This window comes from Mesorhizobium sp. BR1-1-13 (assembly GCF_020165515.1).
In the GTDB taxonomy this organism is placed as follows: Bacteria; Pseudomonadota; Alphaproteobacteria; order Rhizobiales; family Rhizobiaceae; genus Mesorhizobium.
In genome coordinates, this window is record NZ_JAIUIH010000009.1 from 172,880 (window position 1) to 188,933 (window position 16,054).

General features: G+C 63.5%; 19 protein-coding genes and 1 tRNA gene. 15 read left to right on the top strand and 5 right to left on the bottom strand.

Going from position 1 to position 16,054, the window contains the following annotated elements; translation table 11 throughout:
* The first annotated feature begins 28 nt into the window (after positions 1–28).
* From LB533_RS21130 to LB533_RS21145, 4 genes are all read left to right on the top strand, one after another.
* Complete coding sequence (locus LB533_RS21130; protein ID WP_140550129.1) at positions 29–1,123, top strand: microcin C ABC transporter permease YejB; 1,095 nt, start codon at positions 29–31, stop codon at positions 1,121–1,123.
* The gene (locus LB533_RS21135) at positions 1,123–2,268 is read left to right on the top strand and encodes an ABC transporter permease (protein WP_140639997.1); all 1,146 of its coding nucleotides are present in this window, start codon (positions 1,123–1,125) and stop codon (positions 2,266–2,268) included. Before LB533_RS21130 ends, LB533_RS21135 begins: the two co-directional genes overlap by 1 nt.
* Complete coding sequence (locus LB533_RS21140; RefSeq protein ID WP_224678158.1) at positions 2,265–3,896, top strand: ABC transporter ATP-binding protein; 1,632 nt, start codon at positions 2,265–2,267, stop codon at positions 3,894–3,896. The genes LB533_RS21135 and LB533_RS21140 overlap by 4 nt, the downstream gene beginning before the upstream one ends.
* A gap of 86 nt (positions 3,897–3,982) precedes the next feature.
* Positions 3,983–4,924, top strand: coding sequence for a 2-hydroxyacid dehydrogenase (locus LB533_RS21145; protein WP_224678159.1), 942 nt, complete (start codon positions 3,983–3,985; stop codon positions 4,922–4,924).
* 43 nt (positions 4,925–4,967) lie between these two features.
* Here LB533_RS21145 and LB533_RS21150 read toward each other — a convergent pair whose 3' ends face one another.
* Positions 4,968–5,264 (bottom strand): hypothetical protein, encoded by a 297-nt coding sequence (locus LB533_RS21150; RefSeq protein ID WP_224556966.1) that lies wholly within the window; start codon positions 5,262–5,264, stop codon positions 4,968–4,970.
* A 249-nt stretch (positions 5,265–5,513) separates the two neighbouring features.
* On the opposite strand from LB533_RS21150, the gene LB533_RS21155 reads away from it, so the two are divergent.
* Complete coding sequence (locus LB533_RS21155; RefSeq protein WP_224678160.1) at positions 5,514–6,524, top strand: ligase-associated DNA damage response exonuclease; 1,011 nt, start codon at positions 5,514–5,516, stop codon at positions 6,522–6,524.
* 4 nt (positions 6,525–6,528) lie between these two features.
* Positions 6,529–8,130, top strand: coding sequence for a cisplatin damage response ATP-dependent DNA ligase (locus tag LB533_RS21160; protein ID WP_224678161.1), 1,602 nt, complete (start codon positions 6,529–6,531; stop codon positions 8,128–8,130).
* Positions 8,131–8,154: 24 nt separating this feature from the next.
* On the opposite strand, the gene LB533_RS21165 is transcribed toward LB533_RS21160, so the two are convergent.
* A complete protein-coding gene (locus LB533_RS21165) occupies positions 8,155–9,306 on the bottom strand; it encodes a hypothetical protein (protein WP_224678162.1) in 1,152 nt (383 codons plus the stop codon).
* Positions 9,307–9,667: 361 nt separating this feature from the next.
* On the opposite strand from LB533_RS21165, the gene LB533_RS21170 reads away from it, so the two are divergent.
* Positions 9,668–9,743 (top strand) — tRNA-Thr (locus LB533_RS21170).
* Positions 9,744–9,764: 21 nt separating this feature from the next.
* On the opposite strand, the gene LB533_RS21175 is transcribed toward LB533_RS21170, so the two are convergent.
* The 3 genes from LB533_RS21175 to LB533_RS21185 form a co-directional block, all read right to left on the bottom strand.
* A complete protein-coding gene (locus tag LB533_RS21175) occupies positions 9,765–10,463 on the bottom strand; it encodes a hypothetical protein (protein ID WP_224678163.1) in 699 nt (232 codons plus the stop codon).
* Positions 10,460–11,206, bottom strand: a complete 747-nt coding sequence (locus tag LB533_RS21180; protein ID WP_140640005.1) for a hypothetical protein — start codon at positions 11,204–11,206, stop codon at positions 10,460–10,462. The genes LB533_RS21175 and LB533_RS21180 overlap by 4 nt, the downstream gene beginning before the upstream one ends.
* A 222-nt stretch (positions 11,207–11,428) precedes the next feature.
* Positions 11,429–12,250, bottom strand: a complete 822-nt coding sequence (locus tag LB533_RS21185; protein WP_224678164.1) for a membrane-anchored protein — start codon at positions 12,248–12,250, stop codon at positions 11,429–11,431.
* Positions 12,251–12,784: 534 nt separating this feature from the next.
* On the opposite strand from LB533_RS21185, the gene LB533_RS21190 reads away from it, so the two are divergent.
* The 8 genes from LB533_RS21190 to LB533_RS21225 all read left to right on the top strand — a co-directional run bounded on the left by LB533_RS21190 (position 12,785) and on the right by LB533_RS21225 (position 16,054).
* Positions 12,785–12,973 (top strand): YodC family protein, encoded by a 189-nt coding sequence (locus LB533_RS21190; RefSeq protein WP_224678165.1) that lies wholly within the window; start codon positions 12,785–12,787, stop codon positions 12,971–12,973.
* 302 nt (positions 12,974–13,275) lie between these two features.
* Positions 13,276–13,719, top strand: coding sequence for an EF-hand domain-containing protein (locus LB533_RS21195; protein ID WP_224678166.1), 444 nt, complete (start codon positions 13,276–13,278; stop codon positions 13,717–13,719).
* Between the two features lie 44 nt (positions 13,720–13,763).
* Entirely contained in the window at positions 13,764–14,306 is a 543-nt protein-coding gene (locus LB533_RS21200; RefSeq protein WP_224678167.1) for an RNA polymerase sigma factor, read from the top strand.
* Complete coding sequence (locus LB533_RS21205) at positions 14,299–14,442, top strand: hypothetical protein (protein WP_224678168.1); 144 nt, start codon at positions 14,299–14,301, stop codon at positions 14,440–14,442. The genes LB533_RS21200 and LB533_RS21205 overlap by 8 nt, the downstream gene beginning before the upstream one ends.
* Entirely contained in the window at positions 14,435–14,884 is a 450-nt protein-coding gene (locus LB533_RS21210; RefSeq protein ID WP_224678169.1) for a hypothetical protein, read from the top strand. The genes LB533_RS21205 and LB533_RS21210 overlap by 8 nt, the downstream gene beginning before the upstream one ends.
* Positions 14,881–15,330, top strand: coding sequence for a periplasmic heavy metal sensor (locus tag LB533_RS21215; protein WP_224678170.1), 450 nt, complete (start codon positions 14,881–14,883; stop codon positions 15,328–15,330). The genes LB533_RS21210 and LB533_RS21215 overlap by 4 nt, the downstream gene beginning before the upstream one ends.
* 107 nt (positions 15,331–15,437) lie before the next feature.
* Complete coding sequence (locus LB533_RS21220; RefSeq protein WP_224678171.1) at positions 15,438–15,716, top strand: GCG_CRPN prefix-to-repeats domain-containing protein; 279 nt, start codon at positions 15,438–15,440, stop codon at positions 15,714–15,716.
* Between the two features lie 176 nt (positions 15,717–15,892).
* On the top strand, positions 15,893–16,054 hold the full coding sequence (locus LB533_RS21225) for a hypothetical protein (protein WP_224556971.1): 162 nt from the start codon (positions 15,893–15,895) through the stop codon (positions 16,052–16,054).

Genomic DNA, 16,054 nt, shown 5'->3' on the forward strand with positions numbered 1-16,054 from the left:
ATCACATGCGTCGGGAGGGCACCATCTGATGGGCGCCTATATCCTGCGCCGCATCCTTTTGATGATCCCGACCCTGTTCGGCATCATGGCGATCTCGTTCGCCGTCATCCAGTTTGCACCCGGCGGCCCGGTCGAGCAGGTCATCGCCAAGCTGACGAACCAGGGCGGCAGCGACCGTCTGGGCGGTGGCGGCGGCGATGCGGGCGGCGGCAATTTCGATGCGGCCGGCGACGTCGGTTCAAAATATCGCGGCGCGCAGGGGCTCGATCCGGAATTCATCAAGAAGCTGGAGAAGCAGTTCGGCTTCGACAAGCCGCCGCTCGAGCGCTTCGGCCTGATGCTGTGGAATTATATCCGGTTCGATTTCGGCGACAGTTATTTCCGCGACATTTCGGTGCTCAACCTGATCCTGGAAAAGATGCCGGTGTCGATCTCGATCGGGCTGTGGATCACGCTTCTGTCCTACCTGATCTCGATCCCGCTCGGGATCCGCAAGGCGGTGAAGGACGGCAGCCCCTTCGATATCTGGACCAGCGGCGTCGTCATCGTCGGCTATGCCATTCCGGGCTTCCTGTTCGGCATCATGCTGATGGTGCTGTTTGCCGGCGGCTCGTTCTGGGACTGGTTCCCGCTGCGCGGCATCGTCTCGGACAATTGGGACCAGTTGTCATGGCCGGCCAAGATCGCGGACTATCTCTGGCACATGACCTTGCCGCTGACGGCGCTGGTGCTGTCGGCCTTCGCCACGACGACGCTGCTGACCAAGAATTCCTTCCTGGAGGAAATCCGCAAGCAGTATGTGGTGACTGCCCGCGCAAAGGGCCTCTCGGAACGACAGGTGCTCTATGGCCATGTCTTCCGCAACGCCATGCTGATCGTCATCGCCGGTTTCCCCGGCGCCTTCATCTCGGCCTTCTTCACCGGTTCGCTGCTGATCGAAAACATCTTCTCGCTCGATGGGCTCGGCCTGCTCGGCTTCCGGTCGGTGGTCGAACGCGACTATCCCGTGGTGTTCGCCAACCTCTACATCTTCTCGCTTCTCGGCCTGTTCGTCGGATTGCTGTCCGACCTCATCTACACCTGGGTCGATCCGCGCATCGATTTCGAGCGGAGAGACGTCTGATGTCGGAGGCAAGTGTTACCGCCGGGGTCGTGCCGGAGCGGATGCCGCGGCCGTTTCTCTCGCCGCTCAACAAGCGCCGCCTGGAGAATTTCAAGGCCAACCGGCGCGGCTACTGGTCGCTGTGGATCTTCCTTGTCCTGTTCGTGCTGTCGCTGTTCGCCGAATTCATCGCCAACGACAAGCCGATCATCGCCTCCTACAAGGGCGAGATCCTGTTTCCGGTGCTGGTCGCCTATCCCGAGGAGAAGTTCGGCGGCTTCTATGCCGTCACCGACTATCGCGACCCGGTCATCCAGGACGAGATCAACGCCAATGGCTGGATGATCTGGCCGCCGATCCGCTATTCCTACCAGACCGTCAACAATGCCATTCCCGAAGCAGCCCCGGCCAAGCCGTCCTGGCAGTATGACGCCAAGACGCGCTGCAACCAGTACCCGCAAGGGGCTGATGATCCGGCCTGCAGTGTCGGTAACTGGAACTGGCTGGGCACCGACGACCAGGCGCGCGACGTGCTGGCGCGGGTCATCTACGGCTTCCGCATCTCGGTGCTGTTCGGACTGATCCTGACCGCCGGCTCGGCTTTGATCGGCGTCGGCGCGGGTGCCTTGCAGGGCTATTTCGGCGGCTGGACGGACCTGCTGTTCCAGCGCTTCATCGAGATCTGGTCGGCTATTCCCGTGCTCTACCTCCTGCTCATCGTCGCCGCCATATTGCCGCCGGGCTTCTTCATCCTGCTCGGGCTGATGCTGCTGTTCTCCTGGGTGGCGCTGGTCGGGGTGGTGCGGGCCGAATTCCTGCGCGCGCGCAATTTCGAGTATGTCAACGCGGCGCGCGCGCTCGGCGTGCGCAACCGCACCATCATGTTCCGGCACCTGTTGCCCAACGCCATGGTGGCGACGCTGACCTTTCTGCCCTTCCTGCTCTCAGGCTCGATCTCGACGCTGACCTCGCTCGACTATCTCGGTTTCGGCCTGCCGCCGGGCTCGGCCTCGCTCGGCGAACTGCTCAAGCAGGCGCAACGCAACCTCAACGCACCGTGGCTCGGGATATCAGGCTTCGTCGTCATCTCGCTGATGCTGTCGCTGCTGGTCTTTGTCGGCGAGGCAACCCGCGACGCCTTCGATCCGCGCAAGACATTCAGATGAGCGAAGCCCCACTGCTCTCGGTCCAGGACCTCTCCGTCGCCTTCGCGCAAGGCGGACAGCAGTCGATGGCGGTCGACCACATCTCCTTCGACATCGCCAAGGGCGAGACCGTGGCGCTGGTCGGCGAATCCGGCTCCGGCAAATCGGTTTCGGCGCTGTCAGTGCTGAAGCTCTTGCCCTATCCCAGCGCCAGCCACCCCTCCGGCAAAATCCTGTTCCAGGGCACCGACCTGCTCGCCATGAGCGAGAAGCAACTGCGGCAGGTGCGCGGCAACAAGATCACCATGATCTTCCAGGAGCCGATGACCTCGCTCAATCCGCTGCACACGATCGAGCAGCAGATCGTCGAGATCCTGAAGCTGCACCAGGGCATGGCGGACCGCGCGGCCAAGGCGCGCACGCTGGCTCTGCTCAACGAGGTCGGCATCCGCGAGCCGCAGAAGCGCCTCGACGCCTATCCGCACCAGTTGTCCGGCGGCCAGCGCCAGCGTGTCATGATCGCCATGGCGCTGGCCAACGAGCCGGAACTCCTGATCGCCGACGAGCCGACGACGGCGCTCGACGTCACCGTGCAGGCGCAGATCCTCGAGCTGCTGGCCGGCTTGAAAAGCCGCAAGGGCATGTCGATGCTGTTCATCACCCACGATCTCGGCATTGTGCGCAAGATCGCCGACCGGGTGTGCGTGATGACCAAGGGCAAGATCGTCGAGATGGGGCCTACCAAGGACATCTTCGCCAATCCGCAGCACGCCTATACGCGCCATCTCCTTGCGGCCGAGCCCAAGGGCAAGCCACCCGCGGCCAACAGCGCCGCGGCACCCGTGATGACCGGCAAGGACATCAAAGTCTGGTTTCCGATCAAGCAGGGCTTCTTTCAGCGCACCGTCGACCATGTGAAGGCGGTCGACGGCATCGACGTCACCGTGCGGGCCGGCCAGACGCTGGGCGTGGTTGGTGAATCCGGGTCGGGCAAGACCACGCTCGGCCTGGCGCTGGCGCGAATGATCTCGTCTAGCGGAACCATCCGATTCAACGGGCGCGACATCAACCAGCTCTCGTTCAACGCCATGCGCCCGCTCAGGCGCGAACTGCAGATCGTCTTCCAGGATCCTTTCGGCTCGCTCAGCCCCCGCATGTCCATCGCCGAGATCATCGAAGAAGGCTTGAAGATCCACGAGCCGAAGCTGTCCCTCGACGAGCGCGACGACAAGGTGGTCGACGTGCTGAAGGAAGTCGGGCTCGATCCGGCCACGCGCAACCGCTATCCGCACGAATTCTCCGGCGGCCAGCGCCAGCGCGTCGCCATTGCTCGCGCCATGGTGCTCAACCCGCGCTTCGTCATGCTGGACGAGCCGACCTCGGCCCTCGACATGAGCGTGCAGGCGCAGGTGGTCGACCTCCTGCGCAGCCTGCAGGCCAAGCATGGCCTCGCCTATCTCTTCATCAGCCATGATCTCAAGGTCATCCGGGCGCTGGCCAACGATGTCATCGTCATGCGCAATGGCCAGATCGTCGAAGCCGGTCCTTCCGAACAGATTTTTGAAAAGCCGCAAACCGACTATACTCGGGCGCTGATCTCGGCCGCCTTCAAGATAGAGACCGCCCCGACGGGGGTCGTCAGCGAGTGACTCCTTCCTTCGCAATTCCGGCCGGAAAGCCGCCGCGCACCCCTCCCGCAATTGCTCCAAACCGAACAACAGGACAAAATCCATAAATGGAAAAAGGCAAAATCCTGCTTGCCGTCACCGGCTTTCACCCGCAGCGCTGGCGTGAACTGCTGTCCGCAGAGCGCGAGGTGGTGCTCGAGCCGGACGGCGCCAGCGATCCTTCGATCACCTATGCGGTGGTGTGGAAGCAGCGGCCGAACCTGTTGGGATCGCTGCCCAATCTGCGCGCCATCTTCTCGATCGGCGCCGGCGTCGACCACATCTTCTCCGATCCCAGCCTGCCGGACGTGCCGATCGTCAAGGTCGTCGCCGGCAACCTGGCCCAGCACATGACCGAATATGTCGTCTGGCGGGTGCTCGATCATCACCGCCAGGGCCTGCTGTACCGGTCGCAGCAGCCGAAGAAGATATGGCACGAGCCGGCGCAGCGCACCGCTGAAGATATCTCTGTCGGCATCATGGGGCTCGGCAGTCTCGGCCGCGCGGCGGCGTCGGCGCTGCTGTCGCTCGGCTTTGCGGTCAATGGCTGGTCGCGCACCGACCGGCCGATGGAAGGTGTCGCGACCTACTGCGGCGAGGCCGGGCTTATCCCGTTCCTCAATGCCACAGACATACTGGTCGTGCTGCTGCCGCTGACGCCGGATACCAAGGGTATCATCAATTACGGCGTGCTGAAGGAATTGCGCAAGCGCAACGGTCTTGGCGGCTCGGTGCTGATCAATGCCGGTCGCGGCCGCCTGCAGAAGGACGCCGACATTGTGCGCGCGCTGGACGACGGCACGCTGAAGGAAGCGAGCCTCGACGTGTTCGAGGTCGAACCGCTGCCGAAGACCAGTCCGCTATGGGCCCATCCGAAAGTATTCGTGACGCCGCATGCCGCGGCCACATCCGATCCCGTCCACCTGGCGCCGATCATGCTGCGCCAGATGGACGCCTTCGAGCGGGGCGAAAAGCTGGAGAACCTGGTGGACCGCAAAGCGGGATATTAGACCGTTGTAATATGGTCATTGGGACCGCCTCAGGCGACATGCGTCAGCCCGGCAGAGCGAACTTCTTCTGCTTGTCCGGCTTGCCGCAATCGCGGCGCTCAATGGACCGGTTCATGGCGTCGATCTCGCCGCTTGCCTTGTCGGCATCGCGCTTGGTCTTGGAGCGGATATCCGGAATGAACGGGCCGAAGCCCATCGCCGGGTTGGAGAATGTCGGCTTGGCCTGCTGCGACAGATTGTATTGCTGCGCCAGGGCGTTGCGTTGCGCCAGCAACTGGCCGCATGGCACGCTGTCATATTGCAATGAGGACTGGACGTTTTCGTCCTGGCGCTCGGACATGGAGTTGCCGACACAGCCCGCCATAACGAGGCAAGATGCCAAGGCCATCATGTTCCAGCGCATGGAAAATCCCTCCGTACGACACTGCCCCGACATAATCCGGCATGCGATTGGGGCTTTTTCGCAGCAGAAGCATCCGCAGGCCTCAGAGTGCGTTGCCTGACTGCTGCCCGGGGGTTGGCTGTAGGACGAGTCAACAGTCCCTTGCAACAGGCTTCCCGCGCCCGAATTAGCCACTATCTTGGAACAATGCGCGCCAGCGACCTGCTCCACCCCCGGCCCGAGGGCCTTTACTGCCCGCCGGGCGACTTCTTCATCGACCCGGTGCGGCCGGTCAACCGGGCGCTGATCACGCATGGCCATTCCGACCACGCACGCTCCGGCCACGGCTCGGTGCTGGCGACGCAGCAGACGCTGGACATTATGGGGCTTCGCTATGGCGAGGGTTTTGCAGGCACGACACAGGCGGCTAGACTGGGCGAGCGAATTGCCTTCAACGGCGTCGACATCAGCTTTCATCCGGCCGGCCATGTGCTGGGCTCGGCACAGATCGCGGTCGTGCATCAGGGCATACGCATCGTCGCCTCCGGCGACTACAAGCGGCAGCAGGACGCGACATGCCTGCCGTTCGAACCGATCGCGTGCGACGTGTTCATCACCGAGGCGACCTTCGGCCTGCCGGTGTTTCGCCACCCGCCGGACGAGGAAGAGATCGCGCGGCTCCTGAAATCGGCGGCGCAGTTCCCCGAACGCTCGCATCTCATCGGCGCCTACGCGCTGGGCAAGGCGCAACGGGTGATGCGGCTGTTGCGCGACACCGGCTACGACAGGCCGATCTATATTCACGGGGCGCTGGCCAAGCTCAGCGACTATTATCAGCGCCAGGGCATCGATCTCGGCACGCTCGAGCCGGCGACGGTGGAGAGCGCCAGCAAGGATGATTTCACCGGCGCCATCGTCGTCGGCCCGCCGGCCGCCTTCGCCGATCGCTGGGCGCGGCGCTTTCCCGATCCGATCTCCTGCTTCGCCTCGGGCTGGATGCGCATCCGCCAGCGCGCCAAGCAGGGCGGCGTCGAGCTGCCGCTGATCATTTCGGATCATGCCGACTGGGACGAACTGACCGCCACGATCAAGGAAACCGGGGCCGGGGAAATCTGGGTGACACATGGCCGCGAGGAGGCGCTGGTGCGCTGGTGCGAACTCGAAGGCATCGCGGCGCGGCCACTGCATCTGGTGGGGTATGAGGACGAGGGCGATTGATGGCATGAATCGCTTCGCCGAACTGCTCGACCGCCTTGTGCTGACGCCGTCGCGCAACGGCAAGCTGACGCTGCTGACCGATTATTTCCGCAGCGTCGAGGATCCTGATCGCGGGCTGGCGCTGGCTGCCATCACCGGCGATCTCAACATCGCCGCGATCAAGCCGGCGATGCTGCGCATGCTGGTGACCGAACGCATGGACCCGGTGCTGTTCGGCTATTCCTACGACTATGTCGGCGATCTCGCCGAGACCGTGTCGCTGGTCTGGCCGCAGACGCCCGGAACCATACCGAACCGTGAGCCGACGCTCCGTGAGGTGGTCGCGAAGCTGCAGGCGGCGAGCCGCTCCGACGGCCCGAAAGTGCTGTCAAACCTGCTCGACAGTGCCGGCATCTCGGCCCGCTTCGCCATCATCAAGCTGGTCACTGGCGGGTTGCGCATCGGCGTGTCAGCGCGGCTGGCCAAGCAGGCGCTGGCGGATTTCGGCAAAGTCGACGTCGCCGAGATCGAGGAACTCTGGCACGGGCTGTCGCCGCCGTACACAGCCTTGTTCGCATGGCTGGAAGGCAAGGCCGCAAAGCCCGAGAGGGCCGCGCGGGCACTGTTCCGGCCGGTGATGCTGTCCAACCCGGTCGGTGACGGCGATCTCGACAGGCTCGACCCCGCCGACTACGCGGCCGAGTGGAAATGGGACGGCATCCGCGTCCAGGCGGTGTCGGAAGGCGGCATCCGCCGGCTCTATTCGCGCACCGGCGACGACGTCTCCGGCGCCTTTCCCGACCTCGCCGAGGCGATGGTTTTCTCGGCCACGCTCGACGGGGAATTGCTGGTCGGCGATCCCCGGGAAGCGACAGGGACGTTCTCGGACCTCCAGCAGCGGCTGAACCGCAAGACGGTGTCACTGAAGATGCAGCAGCAATATCCGGCTTTCATGCGTTGCTACGACCTTTTGCAGGTCGGCGCGGAGGATTTGCGGGGGTTGTCCTTCCGGGAGCGGCGCGGCCGCCTCGAAAGCTTCGTGAAAACGCTCGACCCGAGCCGCTTCGATCTTTCGCCATTCGTCGCGTTCTCGGACTGGCAGACGCTGGAGGAACTGCGCCGGGCGCCGCCGCACCCGATCATCGAAGGCGTGATGCTGAAGCGCTGGGATTCGCCCTATGTCGCCGGCCGGCCGAAGGGCCCGTGGTTCAAATGGAAACGCGACCCGCACACGGTGGACGCCGTGCTCATGTACGCCCAGCGCGGCCACGGCAAGCGCTCGAGCTTCTACTCCGACTACACGTTCGGCGTCTGGTCCGGAGCGGAAGGCGAGGAGGAACTGGTGCCGGTCGGCAAGGCCTATTTCGGCTTCACCGACGAGGAATTGAGGCAGATCGACAAATATGTCCGCGACAACACGATCGAGCGTTTCGGGCCTGTGCGCTCGGTGCGCGCCGACCGTGACAACGGGCTGGTGCTGGAAGTCGCCTTCGAAGGGCTCAACCGTTCGACGCGCCACAAATCCGGCGTCGCCATGCGTTTCCCCCGCATCTCGCGGCTGCGCTGGGACAAGCCCGCCAACGAGGCCGACCGCATCGAAACGCTGCAGGCGCTGCTCGATCGTTGATCGCACCCTCTCCGGTGCCGGCGCTCAAGGCTCGATGGAGACGCGGATCTCGTAGATGTTGACCGCCTTGCCCTGCTTGTCGAAATCGGAGTTGATGGCGATCGTTCCGGCCGAGCCGGGCCGCTTGTCGGGGAATTTCACGTCGAACAGATATTCGTTGCGCTGCTGGCCGACCGCATAGCGTTTGCGGCCGCAATCACCGAGCTCGCCGAAATTGCAGTCGATGGAGATCTGCGTGTCCTTGCCGTCCTCGGCGCGGGCGACGATATCGAACACGGCATGCTTGCCGGCGAGCTTCTCCAGCACGCCTTGGCCGACATCGAAGCTGATCGCCGAACCGGAGGCGCCGGACTGGATGCGCAGGAATGGCCCGGAATCGTCCTTCATCGCTTCCGCCTTGGCATCCGACGGAGCGCTGACATGCGCCGGGTCGGTGGGCGAAAACACGTTGATCCAGTTGCGCGCCTGATCGGCAGCGCCAGGCTTTTCCGGCCCGGTCTCGCCATCCGCCGGCGTGAAATCGTCGTCCTCGACGGTCGGGGGCGCTTCGGGCGGCGCGGTGTCGAGCTGGGCCTGGGTCTTGAACACGCCGGTCTGCATGGCGAAAAACAGGCCGATGCCGACCGCGGCGAGCAGCGTCACGGTTAGGAAGATGGCGGTCAGTGGCAGGCGCCGGCCCCTGATGCGCCTCTCGTCGCGATCGGGCGCCACTTCAGCCGTGGCTTCGGACGAAGCAGGAGCCGACATATCGATGGACGGCACGCCGGGAAGGGTCGCATCGGGCATGATGTCTGGAACGACCGGCAAGACGCGCGAGCGCGGCGCATCGGCAGCCGGCTGTGCAGGTTCGTCGAGGGAAACTGCGGGAGGTGCGGCGCTCTCGCCGGTTACGGCGGGTGCGACCGGGCTCGCCGGAAGCTCGACCGCCGGTGCATCGGACTCAGCCTGGGGAGCGACATCCGGCACCGCCGGCAGGAATTCGGATTCGATTTCGGTGATCTTGGCCTGTATCGCCTTGCGGCGCTTGATGGCGAGTTCCACCGTCACGCCGGGATTGGCCTGGAGCGCACGGTCGAGCGCGGCGAAAGCCGAGCGATAGACCTTCTCGCGGTACGCGCGGTCCTCGGCATTGCCTCTTTCGAGGGCGTTCCGGATCGCTTTTTCGATTGCGTCCAAGCGAGATCCCTCTGTGCGTTGCCCAAACCTCGCCATGATCGTTAGCCGCAGCCGACCAATCAATCAACGGGCGAGCGTCCGCATTCTGCCTCGTTGGAGTGTCCAAAGTCCATCTTGGCGGTATTCCGGCAACGAAATCAACATGCTTCATCGATCTTTGCCGGCACATAGGCACGGGCAGGGCCATGTCCCGGCCGATCGGTAAAGGGCGTGGCAGTGGGCTTTGTCGGCGATGTGTCGGGCGGAACGACGCGCAACACGAATTGCCGGGGCCGCATCCTGAATTCGCAATCGCCCATCTTGAATTCGCCGTCGGTTGAGTCTATCACCCAGCCCATCTTGGAGGCCTAGCGCTTCCCGGGCCGCTTTAGCTCAGTTGGTAGAGCACATCATTCGTAATGATGGGGTCGCGTGTTCGAGTCACGCAAGCGGCACCACTTCCCCGTCCGCTGTCGCCGTCATGGCATCTGTCCCTGCCACAAGGGCAATCCAGTTTCGGCAGCGAAGTCTTTGTCCTCCGCGTAGATCGGTTCGCCTCTTCTCACCACCCGTCGAAGCAGGGCCGCATCTTCGTCGGCGTGGTATCGAAAGGCATTTCGGGTGTCGTATCCATGCCCGGCCTGGGACAGGGAAAACCCGCTGACCACCACAGGGGCGAAACCGGCGAAACGCGCCAGTATGATCGCGAAGGCTCCGGTGGAGATTTTCCGGTGCCAGCCGCGGAACATATGATACTTGCCGCTAAGCTGCCAGACGACGTTGGCAAGCTGCCATTTGGTAAGCGCCTGCAAGGTTTCATAACGATAGTCGAAGGTGCGACAACCGGCTTTCAGCTTGTCCTCCACGCCAGGCCAAACTGGGATGATCAGATGCTTTGCCTGCCGTCCTCTCAACAGATCACGCTTGTAGAAATCCTGCTCGCTGGCATCGACGAAAATGCCGCGGCGGATCACGGCGATATCGGGAACGGGGAGGCCGACGGTTTCCGCCAAAAGCTGGGAAGCATTGACGGTCACAAGTGCCCAATCGGCGTCATGTCCCTGCGGGAGGCGAAAATTCGGCGCCGATCCCATCACCAAGGCGGGACCCGTGGTCCTGGGCAGGCGAAGAATTGGCTTTGAGAAGGCTGGCAAGAGATCCGAAAGCGGAGTTTTCATCCGGGGATCTGAACCGCCTGTTCCTCAAACGCGCGCAGGATGCTCTCTTCCCGGCTCCACAATTCGTCCCATTGCGTGGTCCCGGACCAGCCCGCGAACCAAGGGCCGCCGAGCGTGTAGTGCGCCAGCGAGACATCGGCGGGGTCGAGTTCGGAAGCCGAAGCCCCGACGAGGTAGTTCCATGCCAGCGGCAATTCGCCGATCTCGTGGTCCTCAAGCCATTTGAAGGCGTGGAGGTCACGTCCGGGCCACGTATTGAGCATCTCGTTGGTCAGCCGCTTGTTGGCGGGATGATCCAGATTCCACAAAACCACCGACGACCAGTTTTTGCGGCGATAGAACGTCTGGGTTTGCCCATCCATCTTGACCGCTTCGGACTCGCGTTGCTGGTGCTTGACCGCCATGATCGCGTAGGAGGGATCGAGTAGATCGAGCAGCTTGACCGGATCCTTCAGGAACAGGACGTCGCAATCGCAGAACATGGCCCAGCCGCTCTGCCTCATGAACGGAACGGCAAAGCGCGATATGGCAAACTCGGTCGCCATCGGCGCCTCGGAAATCGGGCACCAGAGCTTACCGTCCCGTACTTCCATCGGTCGCGTCATGATTCCTTGGGCGACAAGGTCCTTGAGCACGAGCGGCTGTATCTGCAACGGCGTGCTTGTCCGCCGGTAGGCGCTCCATCGCGCTACGTCTAGAACTCGCGATTCGCGCGGATCATAGCCAATGTAGATTGGTATCATGTGGCGATTCTGGCGTGAATTTACCCGAAGCTAGCATGGCAGCACTGCAAGCGGAAGACCCGAGTACATTTGCCAATACCGTGTGTCTGGCGTTGGCAGGAGCGTTTCAACCATACGTTTCCCGAGCGACCGGCATTATCGCCCGAAGGTCTCGCTGGAGACGAAAGATGTAACCAGGTTTGCTCGAGACGGCGCAGCTCGATCATGATGGCGGCGAGCCGGTTATTGGACCTCACATCTCCCGACCTGGCCTGTCCAGAGTGGCAGACCGAGCGAGTCCGCCACGTGCGGATCGCTCGTATAAAGGGGGAAACCGAGCGCCAACAGCGCCAGCAGGGTGGCACGGTCGGAACTGATGTGCATCCGGTCGATGTTCAGTTTGTTGTACACATGGCCGTGCGAACCCGGGTCAATACCCGTGATGATCACGGCCGGCGCGCCGTTATGCAAGGCGTAGAGGACCGCCGTGATCCCGGTCGAGAACTTCTCCTCCAGATGCATCTCGAAATTGGGCACACCCATCACTGCTTCGTAGAGCGCCATGCGCTGGTGACGGGTCATCGTGCGCAGGTCGCGGCAGCGGTAGTTGAAAGCCGCGATGTTGCAGCGCAATTCCTCCATCGTGCGGTGTGCGCGCACAATCCAGAGCAGATCGGTTTCCTGGCCGGTCAAGACGGAGCGCACGGCCAAAGCGTTGGGCTTGGTCGCGTCAAGCTGGTTGACGTAAAGAAATGTCGCGTCAGGGGTCCCCATCTCCCAGCGGGCCGTGACGGTCTGCGAGCCATTCACGGTAAAGAGTGTGAAAGCATCGCGCTGAAAACCCACCGGCGGGTTTGAGACAGGCGCGGAGCCTACGACGAGGACCGGCTTTGTAAGCGGCACAGGGTGCCGTGGCGCCTGGGGGTGCAGCAGGCGATATAACAGTTTCCGCTTAACCACGAGAAGCGGGTGATCGAACAAGCGCTTGCGCAGCGGCTTCCGTGCATCGGGATTCGCTGCGCTATGCTCTGCAATCTCCAGAGCGATCCCCTTGGCCTTCGCCAAACTGGCCTCCTCTCAATGCTTCCCGGGCATGTACTCTCCCTGCCAGCCGTCGTTGATCAGCGGCCTGATCATTGGGAGAGGCAGCAACCATGACGCGACGAATCATTTCCTCCGGCGCTCCGATGGGACCCTTCGCTTTTCCCCAGACGCTTCAATTCCCTTTCACTCAATGTCGCAACTCTACTGTATTCGTCATGAGAATGCATGCGGGTTGCTATAGTTTTCTGCTTCTGATCACAGCGCGATAAGACCCCTTTCGAAACTCATGGCACCAGATCGGCAGCATCGCAGAAGCGATAGCCGCACTCAATACTCGGCAGATGCCAATCTCGGCCAGCCGAACGGAAATTTCAACATCCAATTTCGACAACCAAGGCAAGAGACATTGCTGCATATGCGGCCGGGTCTACAACCCGACCGGGCCCGGCCCCAACGCCGCCTGGCACTGTGGATCGCAATGCTGGCCGAACGCATCCGCCATTGTCGAGACCGAGGTTTGATGTGAAACTCCCGGCGTCAGCATGGGAGGCAAAAATGCCCAACAGTTTCAAGACCGGCGACGTCGTCAGGCTGAAGTCCGGAGGCCCGAAGATGACGATAAGCGACGGTGCCGCCTCCGGCACATATATGTGCCATTGGTTCAACCGCGAGGGCGATGTGTGGACCCCGCAGCATGCCGGCTTCAAGCCGGACCAGCTGGTGATGGCGGACCAATCGACATAGAGCGGTTCACCGCTTCGCGGAAACGCCGAAACGCTCTATCTCTTTGTTCTTGCGCAATTCCCAAGGGAAAGCGCTACGCGCTTTTCCCGGGAAAACCGTACACACTTTTCCTGGAATTGCTCCAGTTCCTGCCCTTCGGCTGAAGGGTTCGAATATGGCGCAAGCAGCGCCCTATCGGGCGCATTGTTGCGGCATTCGCCTGCCGGCACAAAAGTCACCGACGGATTTTTCCCGCCGCTGCGTTTAACGGGAGAAGCGTCGCCACGGCACAACGTGGCAGCGCGCCAACCGGAGACGCCAGCATGATACGCCGTTCGATCCTTGCCGCTGCCTTGAGCCTGCTGACCGCCACGGCGTTCGCCCAGACGGCGACACAGCCTCCGGCCGCGACGCCACCTTCTGCACCGCCCCCCGCTGCCGCGCCAGCCACCTCAAAGACCAGGCCCGACATCACCCTGGCCAAGTTCCAGAAGCGGCGTGAGAAGGCGGTCATGGCCGCCGACACGGATGGCGACGGCAAGATCAGCCTGCTGGAATGGGAGGCGTTCCAGGCAAAGCGCGGCACCAAGGGCGACCCGACACAGTCCTTCGCGCGCGCGGACTCGAACCATGACGGCTTCATCGACCGCGCCGAACTCGATGCCTTCTTCGCCAAGCGCTTTGCCAGGCTTGACAAGAATGGCGACGGCGTTTTGAGCGTCGACGAAATGCCGGGCCATAAAACCGCTCCCAAGCCGGAGCAATGAACGGGGGGAATGGCACGCGATGACCATCAGCGGTGCGCCAGCCGATGAGCGCGGATCCGGACGAGGAGCTGGTTCGCCGTGTCGGCGCCGGCGATCCGGCGGCCGTGCAAACGCTCGTCGCACGCAAACTGCCGCGTATCCTGGCGCTTGCCGTGCGCATGCTGGGCGACGCGGCGGAGGCCGAGGATGTCGCGCAGGAGACCTTCGTCCGAATCTGGCGCCATGCCTCGGGCTGGCGGCGCGGCAATGCCCGCTTCGACAGCTGGATCCACCGGGTGACGCTGAACCTCTGCTACGACCGGCTGCGCCGCCGCCGCGAATGGGTGACAGACGATCTGCCGGAGGTGATAGACCCGGCGCCGCTTCCGGATGCCCAGCCGCGGGAAGACACGCAGCGGATCGAACAGGCCTTGCAAGCCATTGCGCCGCGCCAGCGCGAAGCCATCATCCTGGTCTACTATCAGGACATGTCGAACATCGAGGCGGCCACGACCCTGGAGATCAGCGTCGATGCCCTGGAGAGCCTGCTTTCGCGCGGCCGCAGGGCGCTGCAGGCGATCCTGGCCAGGGACGGTGTCCATGAATGAGAACCGCGCCGCGATGAAGGCGCAGCGTTCGCGCCTTGCCGACACCGCCTGGCGGCCGGCTCCGATGATCGCCGCGCGCGGGCACGCGATGCCAGCGGGCAAGGGACCAACAGGCAAGGGAAAGACCGATGTCTGACCGATCCAGGGACGCACCGACGATGGATGCCGAACGCTTTGCGGCGCTCGCGGCAGCGTATGGCGGCGACTTGCGGCGATGGCCACAGGCCGAACGCGCGGCGGGCGCGGTCTTTGCCGCAAGCGACGCGGGCGCGGCCATTCTGAGGGATGCCGGCAAGCTCGATGCCCTGCTCGACCGCTATCGCGTCGAAGCGCCCGGCAAGGCGCTGCACGTCGGCATAGTGAGGGATGCCGACCGGCATCTTGCCCAACGCTGGCGCCAGCGTTTGTGGTGGCTGGGGCTTGGACTTGCCGGTATCGGCCTGGCCGGCGCGGTTGCCGGATCGGCTTTGGTGATCGTCGCCACGCCTGAGGTTCAGCCCGATCAGTATGTGCTGGACGCCAATGCGACGGCGTTCGGCGATGCCGGTCCCGACGACACGATCGAGGAAAACCTATGAGCACGGGCCGCAAGCTCCTCATCGCGTCCGTGGCGCTCAACGTCTTCCTGGCCGGCGCCCTTGCCGGCGGCGCAGTCTGGCTGAGAAGTGGCAAGGCGGGCCAGGGCTATTCGCTGGAAGCGGCCGGAGGCCGGCTTCCGGACCAGGAACGCAGGATATTCCGCAAGGCGTTGCATGAGGTCCGGCGCGAATCCCACCAGGTCATCCTCGACGGCCAGCAGGCCAGGCGCGAGGCCGCCGACCTGCTGAGGCAGCCCACCCTCGACACGGCAGCCCTGACAGCCGCGCTCGAGCGGGCCCGCAACGCCGACGTCACGATGCGCATGCGGCTGGAGCAGCGCATCGTCGAGTTTGCCGCGGCAAGTTCGGCAGAGGATCGCGCAGTGCTGGCGGAGGGACTGACAAGACGCGCCGGGCTGCCGCCGGCGCCAAAAAAATCGCCATAACCACCGACGGAATGCGCCGAAGCCGCCGTTTAAGGCAAGAAGGGCACACCTGCCGGACCGCCTGGTGCGAACAGGTTTTCAACTTCGAGACCATTTGGAGTATCGTCATGAACCGTCTGACACAATACGTGGCCGCCGCTGCGCTTGCCTTGACCGGAACGGCCGCAACCGTTGCGGCGGCGTCCGCCACGCCGATGCTGGCCCAGCCAAGTGCCCCGGCGCTGATCGAGCATGTGGCATGGGGTTGCGGCCCCGGCTGGCATCCCAACCACTGGGGGCGCTGCGTGCCCAATCGAGTGGTTGTGTATCCGCGTTATTACCGGCCCGGCCCCGTCTTCCACGTCTGGCACCCCCATCGTGTCTGGCACCGCTGGCGTCACTGGTAAGCGTGCGCGGGGCCAGCCGCTTCACCGGCCTGGCCCCCTCGACCGCAGTAACCGATCCGACCTGAGCCCTCGCGCCGAAAACGGGTTCATGCGCCGCGCTGGGCCTGACCAAGGAGAGCTGACGTGGCTATCCCGGCCAAAGGCTCCATGCCGCCGGCCTGCCGATGTCACCCGTCATGTCCGATCTGGTGCGGCTGCGCGATCATTGCGGCGGCAGGTTCCATGGCTGTGCTGACCGGGCCGAGGTGGATGCACATCTGCGCCGCCGCGCCGATTCGGGACTGCTGCATCTTTTCCCGCAAGCTGCGCCGCTTCATTCACAAATCGAAACACAGTGA

Coding starts and splice junctions, on each gene's coding strand:
- LB533_RS21160 (WP_224678161.1), top strand. CDS start 6,529: ATGAATCGCTTCGCCGAACTGCTCGACCGCCTTGTGCTGACGCCGTCG.
- LB533_RS21130 (WP_140550129.1), top strand. CDS start 29: ATGGGCGCCTATATCCTGCGCCGCATCCTTTTGATGATCCCGACCCTG.
- LB533_RS21195 (WP_224678166.1), top strand. CDS start 13,276: ATGATACGCCGTTCGATCCTTGCCGCTGCCTTGAGCCTGCTGACCGCC.
- LB533_RS21190 (WP_224678165.1), top strand. CDS start 12,785: ATGCCCAACAGTTTCAAGACCGGCGACGTCGTCAGGCTGAAGTCCGGA.
- LB533_RS21180 (WP_140640005.1), bottom strand. CDS start 11,206: ATGATACCAATCTACATTGGCTATGATCCGCGCGAATCGCGAGTTCTA.
- LB533_RS21200 (WP_224678167.1), top strand. CDS start 13,764: ATGAGCGCGGATCCGGACGAGGAGCTGGTTCGCCGTGTCGGCGCCGGC.
- LB533_RS21175 (WP_224678163.1), bottom strand. CDS start 10,463: ATGAAAACTCCGCTTTCGGATCTCTTGCCAGCCTTCTCAAAGCCAATT.
- LB533_RS21140 (WP_224678158.1), top strand. CDS start 2,265: ATGAGCGAAGCCCCACTGCTCTCGGTCCAGGACCTCTCCGTCGCCTTC.
- LB533_RS21150 (WP_224556966.1), bottom strand. CDS start 5,264: ATGTCCGAGCGCCAGGACGAAAACGTCCAGTCCTCATTGCAATATGAC.
- LB533_RS21145 (WP_224678159.1), top strand. CDS start 3,983: ATGGAAAAAGGCAAAATCCTGCTTGCCGTCACCGGCTTTCACCCGCAG.
- LB533_RS21215 (WP_224678170.1), top strand. CDS start 14,881: ATGAGCACGGGCCGCAAGCTCCTCATCGCGTCCGTGGCGCTCAACGTC.
- LB533_RS21225 (WP_224556971.1), top strand. CDS start 15,893: ATGTCCGATCTGGTGCGGCTGCGCGATCATTGCGGCGGCAGGTTCCAT.
- LB533_RS21155 (WP_224678160.1), top strand. CDS start 5,514: ATGCGCGCCAGCGACCTGCTCCACCCCCGGCCCGAGGGCCTTTACTGC.
- LB533_RS21210 (WP_224678169.1), top strand. CDS start 14,435: ATGTCTGACCGATCCAGGGACGCACCGACGATGGATGCCGAACGCTTT.
- LB533_RS21220 (WP_224678171.1), top strand. CDS start 15,438: ATGAACCGTCTGACACAATACGTGGCCGCCGCTGCGCTTGCCTTGACC.
- LB533_RS21135 (WP_140639997.1), top strand. CDS start 1,123: ATGTCGGAGGCAAGTGTTACCGCCGGGGTCGTGCCGGAGCGGATGCCG.
- LB533_RS21205 (WP_224678168.1), top strand. CDS start 14,299: ATGAATGAGAACCGCGCCGCGATGAAGGCGCAGCGTTCGCGCCTTGCC.